Genomic DNA, 13,566 nt, shown 5'->3' on the forward strand with positions numbered 1-13,566 from the left:
AGCTGCGCCCTTCCGCGCCCCGGCCCGCGTCGTCTCCGCCACCGCCGCCCCCCGGGCCGGGATCGTCGCTCTCGTCACCCCGCTCGTCACCCCGATCGACGACCCGGAGCGGCTGATTTCCGGCTCCGCAAGCGCAGGAGCCTGTGGCGGCCCCGGGCGTTCCCGTCCCGGCGCGCGATGGGCGGCCCGCAGGATGGGCGGCCCGCAGGACGTCGCCGCCGGGGCGCACGCCTCGACGGGCTGTCTCGCCGCGTTGACGCGGGGCGCCTGCGCACCACCCTGGGTGAGCATGACGGGGGGATCGACCCCGCGAGCCCGCGGCGTGCCCCGGCGCCGATCGAGAGCGGGCGGGCCGAGGACAGGATCGTGCGCGACGGTTTTCGGAGTGAGGAGGACGTGATGTCGGAGGCGGAGGCGATGGCGGACGCGGCGGGGACCGGCATCTTCGACGTGGCGGCGCTGGCGGCGGCGCTGCCCGGCAGCGCCCAGACCCTCCTGGTCGACACCTATCTGACCAACCGGGAGGCCGCGAGCGCCCGGGTGTTCCGGGTCTACCGGCCGACTCCGCCGCACTACCACGCCACCTGCGACGAGTACCTCTACTGCCTGTCGGGCCGGGGCACGGTCTGGCTGGGCGACCCGGCCGCCGCGACCGCATTCGGCCCCGGTCAGCTCCTGGTCTTCGAGAAGGGCACGGTCCACGCCATGCCGGAGATCGATCCCGCGGAACCGGTGGTGTTCCTCGCGATCGACACCCCCCGGCGGGCGCCCACCGACATCGTCTTCGTGAACCCGGAGGACGGCAGCCCCGCCACCTTCATGGCGCGCAACGCCGAGGCGTGAGCCTCACACCGGCAGGGACCGCCCGGCCGCCGCCACGGCGAGGAGCAGGGCCGCCACGAGCAGGAGCGCGGCGGACAGGCCCAAAGCCTGCGCGGCGAAGCCGATCAGCGCCGGGCCCGCCAGCACCCCGGCATAGCCGAGCGTCGTCACCGCCGGCACCGCCACGCGCGCGGGCATCGCGGTCTGGCGGCCGGCCGCCGTGAACAGGACCGGGACGATGTTGGCGCAGCCCGCCCCGACCAGGGCGTAGCCGGCGAGGGCCGCCTCCCAGGCCGGGACCAGGACCGAGAGCGCGAGTCCGGCGGCCGCCAGGAGGCCGCCGAAGACCACCACGGGCCGCCGCCCGAGCCGGGCCACGACCCGATCGCCGGCAAGGCGCCCGGCCGTCATCGTCACCGAGAAGGCCGCGTAGCCGAGCGCCGCCCAGGCCGGATCGAGGCCCCGCTGCTGGATCAGGAACACCGCGCTCCAGTCGAGGGCCGAGCCCTCGGTGAGGAACACCACGAAGCAGAGCAGGCCCAGCACCAGCACGACGCCCCGGGGGCGCGCGAAGGCGGGGCCTCCGCTCCCCCCTGCCCGCTCGGCCGGCAGGATCCCGGGCCAGGCGGCCGCGAACAGGGCCGCGATCCCGGCGACCAGGAGCAGCACGCTCCAGCCCGCGCCGAGCCCGGCCGCCAGCAGGCCGCTGGCGATCAGCGCCCCCAGGATGCAGCCGAGACTGTAGAGGCCGTGGAAGCCCGACATCATCGGGCGCCCGCTGGCGCGCTCCACCACGACGGCCTGCAGGTTCATGACGCAGTCCACCGCCCCCATCCCGGCGCCGAACAGCACCAGCGCCAGGGTGAGCGGCACGAGCCCATCGCCCACGGCCAGCACCGGCAGGGCGAGGCCGATCGCCAGCGTGCCGGCGAGCAGGACCGGCCGGAAACCGAGCCGCGAAGCCGCCGCCCCGGCGCTCGGCATCGCCAGGATCGAGCCGATGCCGAAGGTGAGGAGCAGCAGGCCGAGCCCCGCCGCGTCGAGGCCGGCGCGGTCCTGCACCAGCGGCACCAGGGGCGCCCAGGTGGCGTTGGCGATGCCCACGATCAGGAACAGCAGCCGCGTGGACACGCTCTGTCCGCGGGCCGCATTCCGGTCCCCCGCCCCGCCGAGGGCGACCGGGTCGGTCAGGTCGAGCGCTGGCATCGGCACCTGTCGATGGAGTCGAGTCCGAGGGTGGATCCCGGCGACGTGGGGCCTCGGTTCCCGCGGTGCAACACCGGGCCGTCGTCGCGCGCGCCGTGCCGCGCGCCCGGAGGGGACACCGGCGGCCCCATGCGTCGGCGACTTGCCCGGTTCCTCGCAGGCGCCCTCGCGCGCCCGCTCGGACGACCGGTTGGACGCCCGCTCGGGCGCTGCCGGAACGCTTTGCCGCGCGCGCAAGGGCGGCGGCTCGTTCGCCGAGCGGTTGCCGCCGTACGCGTTTCGTTCTAGCAAGGGCGGCGCATGACGGACCTGCGTCCCGCCGGCCCCACCTTGCCGTCGGCCCCCTCGGGCTCGACATGTGTCGGAGCGGCGGCTGGCCCGCGCGCGAATCCGATCCGGATCCGATCCGACTGCGTCGACGCCTCGAAAGACCGCCGCCCTCATGGCCAAAGCCCAAGCTGGAAGTCGTGCCGCAAGCCGCGCCGGCGCCGCCCAAGCTGCCCCGACAGCCGCCGCGCAGACGGCGTCCAAGGCCCCGAAAGCCGCCACCGCCGCCCCGGCCCCGCAGCCCAAGCCGGCCCGCGCGAAGTCCGAAAAGCCCGCCCGCCCTGGGGCGGCTGCCGAGGCCGCGATCGACGCCAAGCTGGCGGCCCTGTTCGACGCCGCGCCGGCGAGCGCCCATGACCGGCGGGTCATCGCGGTCCGGGGGGCCCGGGAGCACAACCTCAAGAACGTCGACCTGACGATCCCCCGGGACAAGCTCGTGGTGTTCACCGGGCTGTCGGGCTCGGGCAAGTCGTCGCTGGCCTTCGACACGATCTACGCCGAGGGGCAGCGCCGCTACGTCGAGTCGCTCTCGGCCTATGCCCGCCAGTTCCTGGAGATGATGTCCAAGCCCGACGTCGACCAGATCGACGGGTTGTCGCCGGCGATCTCCATCGAGCAGAAGACCACCTCCAAGAACCCCCGCTCCACCGTCGGGACGGTCACCGAGATCTACGACTACATGCGCCTGCTCTGGGCGCGGGTCGGCATCCCCTACTCGCCGGCCACCGGCCTGCCGATCGAGAGCCAGACCGTCCAGCAGATGGTCGACCGGGTGCTGGAATTGCCGGAGAAGACCCGGCTCTACCTGCTGGCCCCCGTGGTCCGCGGACGCAAGGGCGAGTACCGCAAGGAAATCGCCGAGTACCAGAAGAAGGGCTTCCAGCGCCTGCGCGTGAACGGCGAATACTACGCCATCGACGACGTGCCCAAGCTCGACAAGAAGTTCAAGCACGACATCGACGTGGTGGTCGACCGCATCGTGGTCCGGGCCGATATCGGCTCGCGGCTGGCCGAGTCCTTCGAGACGGCCCTGGAGCTGGCCGATGGCATCGCGGAGGTCGTGTTCGCGGATGCCCCCGAGGGCGAGACGCCCCGGACCATCACCTTCTCGTCGCGCTTCGCCTGCCCGGTCTCGGGCTTCACCATCGCGGAGATCGAGCCCCGGCTGTTCTCGTTCAACAACCCGTTCGGCGCCTGCCCGACCTGCAGCGGCATCGGCCACGAGATGCGGATCGACCCCGAGCTGGTCATCTCCGATCCCGCTTTGAGCCTGAAGCGCGGCGCCGTCGGCCCCTGGGCGAAGTCGACCTCGCCCTATTACGGGCAGACCCTGGAGGCGCTGGCCGAGCATTTCGGCTTCAAGACCAGCGTCCCGTGGCAGAGCCTGTCGGAGACGGCCCGCGCCATCGTGCTGTACGGCTCGGGCAAGCAGGCGATCCGCTTCGCCTACGACGACGGGTTGCGCAAATACACGGTCAACAAGCCCTTCGAGGGCGTGATCCCGAACCTGGAGCGCCGCTACAAGGAGAGCGACTCGGACGCCGTCCGGGAGGAGATCGGGCGCTTCATGAGCGAGACGCCCTGCGCCGCCTGCGGCGGCAAGCGGCTGAAGCCCGAGGCGCTCGCCGTGAAGGTCGCCATGGCCGACATTGCCGATGTCACGGCCCTCTCAGTCAGTGAGGCGCATCGCTGGTTCTCGGAGCTGCCGGAGAAGCTGACGGCGAAGCAGAACGCCATCGCGGTCCGGATCCTGAAGGAGATCCGCGACCGGCTGAGCTTCCTGGTGGATGTCGGCCTCGAATACCTGACGCTCGCCCGCGGCTCCGGCTCCCTCTCGGGCGGCGAGAGCCAGCGCATCCGGCTGGCCTCGCAGATCGGCTCCGGCCTCACCGGCGTGCTCTACGTCCTGGACGAGCCGTCGATCGGCCTGCACCAGCGCGACAACGAGCGGCTGCTCGGCACGCTCAAGCGCCTGCGCGACCTCGGCAATTCGGTGATCGTGGTCGAGCACGACGAGGACGCGATCCTGCAGGCCGATTACGTGGTCGATGTCGGCCCGGGCGCCGGTATCCATGGCGGCGAGATCATCGCGCAGGGCACCCCCGCCGAGGTCCTGGCCAACCCGGCCTCGCTCACCGCGAAATACCTCACGGGCGAGATGTCCGTGCGCACGCCGACCGCGCGTCGAAAAGGCCGCAAGGGCAAGCTCGGCCTGTTCGGCGCCCGGGGCAACAATCTGAAGGATGTCGATGTCGAGATCCCGCTCGGCACCTTCACCTGCATCACCGGCGTCTCGGGCGGCGGCAAGTCCACCCTGGTGATCGACACCCTCTACAAGGCGATCGCCAAGAAGCTGAACGGCGCCCTGGAGCATCCGGCCCCCTACGGGCGGCTGGAGGGGCTGGAGCACCTCGACAAGGTCATCGACATCGACCAGTCGCCGATCGGCCGCACGCCGCGCTCGAACCCCGCCACCTATATCGGCGCCTTCACGCCGATCCGCGACTGGTTCGCGGGCCTGCCGGAGGCCAAGGCGCGGGGCTACCAGCCCGGCCGCTTCTCGTTCAACGTCAAGGGCGGGCGCTGCGAGGCGTGCTCGGGCGACGGCGTCATCAAGATCGAGATGCACTTCCTGCCCGACGTCTACGTCACCTGCGACGTCTGCAAGGGCAAGCGCTACGACCGCGAGACCCTGGAGGTGAAGTACCGGGCCAAGTCCATCGCCGACGTGCTCGATTCCACCGTCGAGGAGGCGGCCGAGCTGTTCAAGGCGGTGCCGGCGATCCGCGACAAGCTCGAGACCCTGAAGCGGGTCGGCCTGCACTACGTCCATGTCGGTCAGCAGGCCACGACCCTGTCGGGGGGCGAGGCGCAGCGGGTGAAGCTCTCCAAGGAGCTGTCGAAGCGCGCCACGGGGCGCACCCTCTACATCCTCGACGAGCCGACCACCGGCCTGCATTTCCACGACGTCGCCAAGCTCATGGAGGTGCTCCACGAGCTGGTCGACCAGGGCAACACCGTGGTGGTGATCGAGCACAACCTCGAAGTGATCAAGACCGCCGACTGGGTGATCGACATGGGTCCCGAGGGCGGCGACGGCGGCGGCCGGGTCGTGGCGCAGGGCACGCCGGAAGAGATCGCCCGCTCCAAGGCCAGCCATACCGGCCGGTTCCTGCGCGAGGTGCTGGAGCGGCGCCCCGCGGCGCCCGCGCGCCGAGGCCGCGCCGCCGAGTAGCGCGCCAAACCTTCCGGGCCAAACCTTCCGGGTAAGCGGCGGGCGTCGGACGCACCGGCGACAGGGCCGGCCGCGGGCCCTCCCCCACACAGGACGGGCGGGACGCGCGGCCCCGGAGGATCGGCCCCTCGGGGGACGCGCGAATCCGCGAGCCCGACGGGACGAGGCAGGCGGTTCGGACCGGCCCGATCGCAGGCCGGCGCGGCAGTTTCTGCCGGGTGCCGTCCGCATATCCGCCCGGCCGGGCGGTGATTCGAGCCGCGGGGCGCCGGTTCGGGCCAGCTGCGGGCCGGTTCGAAGCCGGATTCCGGTCCGGATCCCGGCCGGGCGGCCCGCCCGACGGCCTGCCCGATCACCTCCCCGACCTTGCCGGATTCTCCCGTGCCCCGGCGCGACAACAGCTTGACCATTCAACGATATTTTGCCGGACCCCCCGTTTGGGCAGGGTCTGTGGACAGTGTTGCATCGCCGCAAAAATGCGGCTTTTGCGCAACGGTTCAGCCGGTTGTGGCGTTTCGGCGAGCATTCCACTGTCTTTCCGCAGGTCTCTGTAGAATAGTCGCAGACGTTGAGACGGGCAGGCTCCGTGGGGGCGCTCGGTAGGTCCGAAGCCGGCAGCCGCGATTGGCGAGCAGACCGGCAAGGAAGTGCCGAATGCGGGACGGAAGCCGTGGGACCTTGGGAAGGAATGAGAAAATGATGAAGAACTGGCTCGCGGCCGGCGCGGTCGCGCTCACGGTCGGCATGACCTCGACGATCGCGCAGGCGCAGACCACCACGGTTCCCGGCGAGCAGGTCGGCCTCGCCGTCGGCGCGCCGCTGCCGGAAGGCCTCTACGCGATCAACACGTTCACCTACCGCCGCACCGACGCGCCAAACTCGCCCGACACGGCCGTCAACATCCCGGTCCTGGTCTGGTCGACCCCGTTCGTGCCGTTCGGCGGCCGCGTCGAGCTGCTCGTGGCGCCCCCGACCGTGTTCGCCTTCACCCGCAACCCGGCGGGCGTGCGCAACAAGGACATCTCGATCAACGTCGGCACCTTCGTCGGCGGCATCTGGGCCTTCGACCTCGGCAACAACTTCGGCGTCAGCTTGCTCGGCGGCGCCTACCTGAACGACCTGAACGGCGACCGCGGCTCGATCATCACCGCGAACGGCACGACGGCCACCCCGGTCCTGCCGCAGCTCTCCTCCAACACCTACCGCTTCGGCATCGCCGGCAGCTACACCGGTGACGGCTGGAACATCACCGCCAACCTGACCGCCAACATCTACGACTCGCCCGGCCGCTTCCCCGGCCAGGTCGGCGCCGCCATCGGCCCGATCCGCCTCTCGGACGCCCTGAACTTCGACCTCACCGCGACGAAGAAGTTCGGCAACTTCGAGATCGGCCCGATCGCCTACGGCACCTACAACTTCGACATCAGCCAGGCCAGCGCGGCGGCCGGCAACCGCGGCCGCTTCGCCATCGGCGGCCTCGTCGGCTACGACTTCAAGATCTTCACCGTCCAGGCCTACGTCGCCCGCGACGTCGTGACCGGCGCGCAGTACACCAACGCCTTCGGCCGCACCCGCGACAACTACTCCACCGACGGCTGGATCCGGTTCATCGTGCCGCTCTACTCGCCGGCCCCGGCCGCCTCGCCGGTCCCGGCGGCCCTGGTCCGCAAGTACTGAGACCAACCCGAGACACCGGGCTCCCCGCCGCCGCGCGGTGGGGGCGCCCGGATCTCCGACAGGCCGTCCTCCGGGACGGCGCGCCGCCCGGCACCGCCGGGCGGTTTTTTGTTGTGCCGGCCCCGCCGCGGGCCGCCCCGAACGGGCCCGTTCCATGGGTCGCAACCGACCGCGGGTGACGCGGGCGGCGCTGACATCCTATGGTGTGCCGATGGCGCGGCTCCGGCGCCGACCGGAGCGCAGGCGGACGAGCCGAAGGAAAGTCATGGCGACGCAGGGCGAGTGGAAGATCCCCGCGCAGGCCCAGCCCAGGCCCGCGGATTACGGCTACGACCTCGACCGGGCGCTCTCGGCCGTGCTGGCCCTGTCGGCGCGGATCCCGGAGAGCGCGTTCACCGCCGAGACGCTCGGCACCGAGCGCGCCGGCAACGGCGTGGTGATCCGCGAGGACGGTCTCGTGCTCACCATCGGCTACCTCGTCACCGAGGCCGAGAGTGTCTGGCTCACCACCCGGGACGGCCGCTCGGTGCCCGGCCACGTCCTCGGCTTCGACGCCGCCACGGGCTTCGGCCTGGTCCAGGCGCTCGGCGATCTCGGCGTGCCGGCCCTCCCGCTCGGCCGCTCGGCCGGGCTGAAGACCGGCGACCGGGCCGTGCTGGCGGGGGCGGGCGGGCGCCAGCGCTGCGTCGCCGTCGAGGTCGTGGCCCGGCAGGAATTCGCCGGCTACTGGGAATACGTCCTCGACGAGGCGCTGTTCACCGCCCCCGCGCACCCGCATTGGGGCGGCACCGCGCTGATCGGTCCCCAGGGCGACCTGCTCGGCATCGGCTCGCTGCAGCTGCAGCAGGGCGGCGCCGGCGCGGCGCGGCCGATCAACATGGTGGTGCCCATCGACCTGCTGACGCCGATCCTCGAGGACCTCGCCACGCGCGGGCGGGCCAACCGGCCGCCGCGCCCCTGGCTCGGCCTCTACGCCACCGAGAGCGAGGAGGGCATCGTCGTGATGGGCCTCGCCGACAACGGTCCGGCCGAGACCGGCGGCCTCCAGGCCGGCGACGTGATCGAGGCGGTGGCCGGCGAGCCGGTGGCCGATCTCGCCGCCCTGTTCCGCAGCGTCTGGGCGCTCGGCGAGGCCGGGGTGCGGGTGCCCCTCACGGTCCGCCGCGAGGGGCGCGGCGTGAAGCTCGCCCTCGTCTCCGGAGACCGGGAGCGGTTCCTGCGCACGCCCTCGCTGCACTGAGGCCGCCCGGAGCGCGCAGCCGTCGCGCTCCGGGCGGCGTCGCCGCGGGTGCCGTCGTGGGTGCCGTCTTGGGTGCCGTCTTGGGCCTGTACCGGGCACAACTTACGGCTCAGCGACTGTTCAGGTGGCGGCGTCGAATCTGCAACGACCGGCTCCCGATCCGCCGGAAGCGTTGAGGAGATCCAGTCATGACGGTTCTGAGCGCACCGCGCGCGAAGGCGCTCGTGATGGCCGCCGCGATCGCCGGCGGCCTCGGGCTCGCGGGCACCGCCGAGGCGGCCGGGGGCTGCGGCCCCGGCTTCCACCCGAATCCCTGGGGCATCTGCCGGCCGAACTGGGGGCCCCGGCCCTACGGATACTGGCGGCGGCCGATCTACTATGGTGGCTATGGCGGCTATTACCGGCCGCGGCCGTTCTACCGGCCCTACGGCTTCTACGGGCCGCGCCCGTTCTACTGAGCCTCGCGCCGGGCGATTCGAACGGCATGACGGGCGTCCCGCCGACCGGCGGGGCGCCCGTCGCGCGTTGTGGGAGGCTTTCCGGGGCCTGCATGCGCACAAAGAATGACCATTTGGAAACCTTGCCGGTTTCTTAAGCCCGGTATGCACTTTCCGCAGGTCTGATGCTTGACCTTGCGACTCCTGCTGCGCTGCGGCGGGATTATATGTGCGTTGCACCAACAAGAGGCAGCGATGCGCAATGAGGCGCCGTCGTCTGCTCGAACAGAGGTCACAGCACACCATGTCCGCCGCCCGTAGCGTCCTGAGCCGCGTCCGCGCCTATCTCCGGTACCGCGACACCGTTTCCCAGCTGTCCCGCCTGTCGGACCGCGACCTGGCCGATCTCGGCATCAACCGCAGCGAGATCCGCGGCGTCGCCCGCGTCTGATCCCAGCGTTTGATCCCAGCATCCGAGTCGAACGCCGTGAAGGACCGTTGCCCGTTGATCCGGGCGGCGGTCCTTCGCTATTTTCAGGCATGACACAGACCATCCACATCGTCGGCGGCGGCCTCGCCGGATCCGAGGCCGCCTGGCAGGTGGCCGAGGCCGGCCATCGCGCCGTGCTCCACGAGATGCGCCCCGTGCGCGGCACCGAGGCCCATCAGACCGACGGGCTCGCCGAGCTCGTCTGCTCGAATTCCTTCCGGTCGGACGACCCGGAGGGCAACGCGGTCGGGCTGCTGCATCAGGAGATGCGCACGCTCGGCTCGCTGATCATGCGGGCGGCCGACGCCAACCAAGTGCCGGCGGGCGGGGCGCTGGCGGTCGACCGGGAGGGGTTCTCCGCGGCGGTGACCCGGACTCTGGAGCAGCACCCCAACGTGACCCTGGTCCGCGGGGAGGTCGAGGGGCTGCCGCCGGAGGCGTGGGGCCCCTGCATCGTCGCCACCGGCCCGCTCACCGCACCCGCCCTCGCCGAGGGGATCCGGGGGCTCACCGGGGCCGAATCCCTCGCCTTCTTCGACGCCATCGCGCCCATCGTCCACCGCGACTCGATCGACATGGAGGTGGCGTGGTTCCAGTCCCGCTACGACAAGCCGGGGCCGGGCGGCACGGGGGCCGACTATCTCAACTGCCCGATGAACCGGGAGCAGTACGACGCCTTCGTGGCCGCCCTCGTGGCGGGCGAGAAGATCGGGTTCAAGCAATGGGAGGGCACGCCCTATTTCGACGGCTGCCTGCCCGTCGAAGTGATGGCCGAGCGCGGGCCCGAGACCCTGCGCCACGGCCCGATGAAGCCCGTGGGGCTCACCAACCCGCGGGACCCGCTGGTCAAGCCCTGCGCGATCGTGCAACTGCGCCAGGACAACGCGCTGGGCACCCTCTACAACATGGTCGGCTTCCAGACGAAGCTGACCTATGCCGAGCAGGTCCGGATCTTCCGCACGATCCCCGGCCTGGAGCGGGCCGAGTTCGCCCGCCTCGGGGGCCTGCACCGCAACACCTATCTCGACAGCCCGCGCCTCCTCGACGCCACCCTCCGGCTGAAGGCCCGGCCCGCCTTGCGCTTCGCCGGCCAGATCACCGGCTGCGAGGGCTACGTGGAGAGTGCCGCGGTCGGGCTGATGGCCGGCCGCTTCGCCGTCGCCGAGGCGGCCGGCCGGCCCCTCGCCCCCCTGCCCCAGACGACGGCCCTCGGCGCGCTCATCGCCCACATCACCGGCGGCCACGTCGCGGCAGACGGCGAGGCCAACGCCCCGCGCTCGTTCCAGCCGATGAACGTCAATTTCGGCCTGTTCCCGCCGCTCGCGCAGGCCCCCCGCAACGAGACCGGCCGGCGCCTGCGCGGGCCCGAGAAGGCCGCGCTGAAGAAGCGCGCGCTCACCGACCGGGCCCGGACCGACCTCGCCGCCTGGATGGCGGGGACGCAGCCGGCGGACTGGAGACCTGCGGCGGCGGAATAGGAAGGCGCATGCGGCTTGCAGGGGGCGCCCTCCAGCATCCGGGCCCCGCATGATCGAGATCGACACCCGCGCCTTCCTGGCCGACCTGTACGCCCTGCGCGAGATCGGCCGGTTCCGCACCGGCGTCCACCGGCCGACCTTCTCGCCCGAGGACATGGAATCCCGCCGCTGGCTGATGGCCAAGCTGGAGGCCTGCGGGCTCGCGGCCTCCATCGACGGGATCGGCAACGTGCTGGGGCGCCAACGCGGCCCGGGCCCGCATCTCCTGGTCGGCAGCCATATCGAGACCCAGAACGAGGCCGGCTGGCTCGACGGGGCGCTGGGGGTCGTGGCCGGGGTGGCGCTGGCCCGGGCCGGCCTGCCCGTCGACGTCGTCGCCTTCGCGGACGAGGAGGGGCATTTCTCCGGCGGTTTCCTGGGCAGCCGCTCGGCGATCGGCGACCTGACCGAGGCCGAGATCGACGAAGCCCGCAACCGCACCGACGGCACCCCCCTGCGCGCGGCGCTCGAAGCCGCGGGCCTGGCCGGCCTGCCCCGGATGCGGCTCGATCCGGGCCGCTACCGCGGCTTCCTGGAGATGCATATCGAGCAGGGCACGCAGCTCGAATCCGCCGGCCTGCATCTCGGCGTGGTGAGCGGCATCGTGGCGATCTGGCAGTTCCGGATCGTGTTCGAGGGCAACCAGGACCATGCCGGCGGCACCACCATGGCGGAGCGCCGGGACGCGGGCCTCTCGGCGGTGCGGTTCCTGGCGGCGATCGACCGGGCGTTTCCGAAGGTCTGCGGCCCGCGCAGCACCTGGACCACCGGGCGGATCACCCTGGATCCCGGCGGCTTCAGCATCATCCCGGGCCGGGCGGAGGTGTTCTTCCAGTTCCGCGACGTGGCGATGCCGGTGCTGGAGCGGATGGAGTCCTGCCTGGAGGCGCTGGTGCGCGAATCGAACCGGCGCGAGCGCTGCCCGGCGACGCTGACGGCCCTCTCCAAGGCGATCCCCGCCCCTTGCGACCCGGACCTGATGCGCGCCCTCTCGGAGGCCGCCGAGCGGGTCTGCCCCGGCGGATGGCAGGTGATGCCCTCGGGGGCCGGACACGACGCGCAGAACGTCGCCCGGATCCTGCCGGCCGCGATGCTGTTCGTGCCCTCGATCGGCGGCATCAGCCACCATTGGGCGGAGGATACGAGCGACGCCGACCTTGCCCTCGGGGTACGGGCGCTCGGGGACGCGGCCGCCCGGGTGCTGGCGGGGTGAGCGTACCGTGCCCCGGGCTCTCTGCCGATCGGCCGGAGGGAACGGGCCGTCGCGGCGCCCCGGACCTCAGGCGCCCGGCAGCAGCGACTGGATCGGGATCAGGTCCGGCCGGTATTCCTGCATCCCGCCGGCGATCCGCTCCTCCACGGCGTCGAGGAATTTCTCCGGGTCGGTGATCGAGCACTGGCGCAGGTCCCAGAAGGCGTAGCGCCACCACTGCACCTTCAGGTAGCGCTCGATCAGCGCGTCGGGGAAGCGCATCTTCACGATCCGGGCCGGGCTGCCGGCCACGATCGCGTAGGGCGGCACGTCCTTGGTCACCACCGCCATGGCGCCGATGATCGCCCCGTCGCCGATCGTGATGTCGGGCATCAGGAAGGCGCCGTGGCCGATATAGACGTCGTTGCCGATGCGCACGCGCTTGGGCCACAGATAGGGGCCGCAGATCTCGTAATCCTCCGCCCGCGGGTCCAGGCGGTCGAACACCGCCGAGTGGTGCGTGTAGAACAGCGGCGAGGTCGAGCCGCAATGGACCGGGTGGCTGCCGCGCCCGACCTGGACGCTCTCGCCGATCGAGCAGTAGCGGGCGATGTCCGCGCCGAAATAGTAGCCGCTCACCGCGTACGAGAAGGCTCCCATGGTGAGGCAGTAATCAATGCCCATCCACTTGATGCTGCACGGTGGCTCGAAGGTGCAGTCCTCCGGCAGTCCGAACGGAGCCGGATGCAGCACCGAGATGCCGCGCCGCAGCATCTCCTGCTTCATGTCCTCGTTGACGGAGATCATGCGGCGTCCTCGTCGATGCGGCGGCGTTCCGACCCGGCCGGTGCCGGGTCCAGGCCATAATAATCGTGCAGCAGGTCGCCGTAGACGGCGGCCCGGATCGGTCCGGAGAATCGCCCCGCATCCGAGACGTCGAGGGCGAGCAGCCGGTCGTTGAAGGCGGCCGGGTCGGTGACGAGGGCGCAGGGCAGCAGGTGGCCGTTCGGATAGGCGCGCAGCCGCTCGGCCGGTGCGCCGAGGTCGAAGGCCGCCACCGGCAGGCCGGTGCGCAGCGCCAGCGTCAGCGCGTACGAGTAGGTCTCCGGCCAGATCGCCGGCAACAGGACCAGGTCGGCCGAGACCCGCCAGACCAGGTCCAGGGCCTCGTGGTCGCCGGCGTAGCGCCCGGTCTGGGCGACCCCGACCTGCTCCAGGCCGACGGCCAGGGCCGGGTCGGAGAAGCCCACGATCGAGAAGCGCAAAGGCAGCTTCCGATCCTGCGCGTCGGTGGCCAGCGCCTGCAGGAACAGCCCGCCCTTCGTGGCGCTGATCGCGCCGAGCACCGCGACGCGGCGGACGCGTCCGGGCCGCTGCAGGGCGGTGGAGCGCACGCTGCGCTCCGGCTCGACATGCGGCCGCA

Annotated in this window: 11 protein-coding genes; 8 read left to right on the forward strand and 3 right to left on the reverse strand. The window is 71.9% G+C overall.

What is annotated here, in order from left to right; translation table 11 throughout:
* Positions 1-417: 417 nt before the first annotated feature.
* Positions 418-843 carry a cupin domain-containing protein gene (locus GGQ91_RS27120; protein ID WP_053610489.1) on the forward strand — a complete coding sequence of 142 codons (426 nt, stop codon included), beginning with the start codon at positions 418-420 and terminating at the stop codon, positions 841-843.
* Between the two features lie 3 nt (positions 844-846).
* Here the strand turns inward: GGQ91_RS27120 and GGQ91_RS27125 are convergent, their stop codons facing one another.
* On the reverse strand, positions 847-2,028 hold the full coding sequence (locus GGQ91_RS27125) for an MFS transporter (protein WP_043385899.1): 1,182 nt from the start codon (positions 2,026-2,028) through the stop codon (positions 847-849).
* Positions 2,029-2,470: 442 nt separating this feature from the next.
* Here GGQ91_RS27125 and uvrA point away from each other — a divergent pair, with 442 nt between their 5' ends.
* The 7 genes from uvrA to GGQ91_RS27160 all read left to right on the forward strand — a co-directional run bounded on the left by uvrA (position 2,471) and on the right by GGQ91_RS27160 (position 12,164).
* Positions 2,471-5,590: an excinuclease ABC subunit UvrA gene (gene uvrA, locus GGQ91_RS27130; RefSeq protein WP_179698590.1), complete on the forward strand. Its 3,120-nt coding sequence runs from the start codon at positions 2,471-2,473 to the stop codon at positions 5,588-5,590.
* Positions 5,591-6,286: 696 nt separating this feature from the next.
* Complete coding sequence (locus GGQ91_RS27135; protein ID WP_043345625.1) at positions 6,287-7,267, forward strand: transporter; 981 nt, start codon at positions 6,287-6,289, stop codon at positions 7,265-7,267.
* A 265-nt stretch (positions 7,268-7,532) separates the two neighbouring features.
* A complete protein-coding gene (locus GGQ91_RS27140) occupies positions 7,533-8,507 on the forward strand; it encodes a S1C family serine protease (protein ID WP_043345622.1) in 975 nt (324 codons plus the stop codon).
* 188 nt (positions 8,508-8,695) lie between these two features.
* Positions 8,696-8,965: a GCG_CRPN prefix-to-repeats domain-containing protein gene (locus tag GGQ91_RS27145; RefSeq protein WP_043345620.1), complete on the forward strand. Its 270-nt coding sequence runs from the start codon at positions 8,696-8,698 to the stop codon at positions 8,963-8,965.
* Between the two features lie 283 nt (positions 8,966-9,248).
* A complete protein-coding gene (locus GGQ91_RS27150; RefSeq protein ID WP_012318555.1) occupies positions 9,249-9,395 on the forward strand; it encodes a DUF1127 domain-containing protein in 147 nt (48 codons plus the stop codon).
* 89 nt (positions 9,396-9,484) lie between these two features.
* Complete coding sequence (trmFO, locus tag GGQ91_RS27155; protein ID WP_043345618.1) at positions 9,485-10,912, forward strand: methylenetetrahydrofolate--tRNA-(uracil(54)-C(5))-methyltransferase (FADH(2)-oxidizing) TrmFO; 1,428 nt, start codon at positions 9,485-9,487, stop codon at positions 10,910-10,912.
* A 49-nt stretch (positions 10,913-10,961) separates the two neighbouring features.
* Positions 10,962-12,164, forward strand: a complete 1,203-nt coding sequence (locus GGQ91_RS27160; RefSeq protein WP_182593245.1) for a Zn-dependent hydrolase — start codon at positions 10,962-10,964, stop codon at positions 12,162-12,164.
* Between the two features lie 66 nt (positions 12,165-12,230).
* On the opposite strand, the gene GGQ91_RS28470 is transcribed toward GGQ91_RS27160, so the two are convergent.
* The gene (locus tag GGQ91_RS28470; RefSeq protein ID WP_043345613.1) at positions 12,231-12,950 is read right to left on the reverse strand and encodes a CatB-related O-acetyltransferase; all 720 of its coding nucleotides are present in this window, start codon (positions 12,948-12,950) and stop codon (positions 12,231-12,233) included.
* The coding region (locus GGQ91_RS27170; RefSeq protein WP_343066874.1) for a glycosyltransferase at positions 12,947-13,566 on the reverse strand (620 nt) is incomplete at its 5' end. The genes GGQ91_RS28470 and GGQ91_RS27170, both read right to left, overlap by 4 nt.

This window comes from Methylobacterium fujisawaense (assembly GCF_014138435.1).
GTDB classification, from domain to species: domain Bacteria; phylum Pseudomonadota; class Alphaproteobacteria; order Rhizobiales; family Beijerinckiaceae; genus Methylobacterium; species Methylobacterium fujisawaense.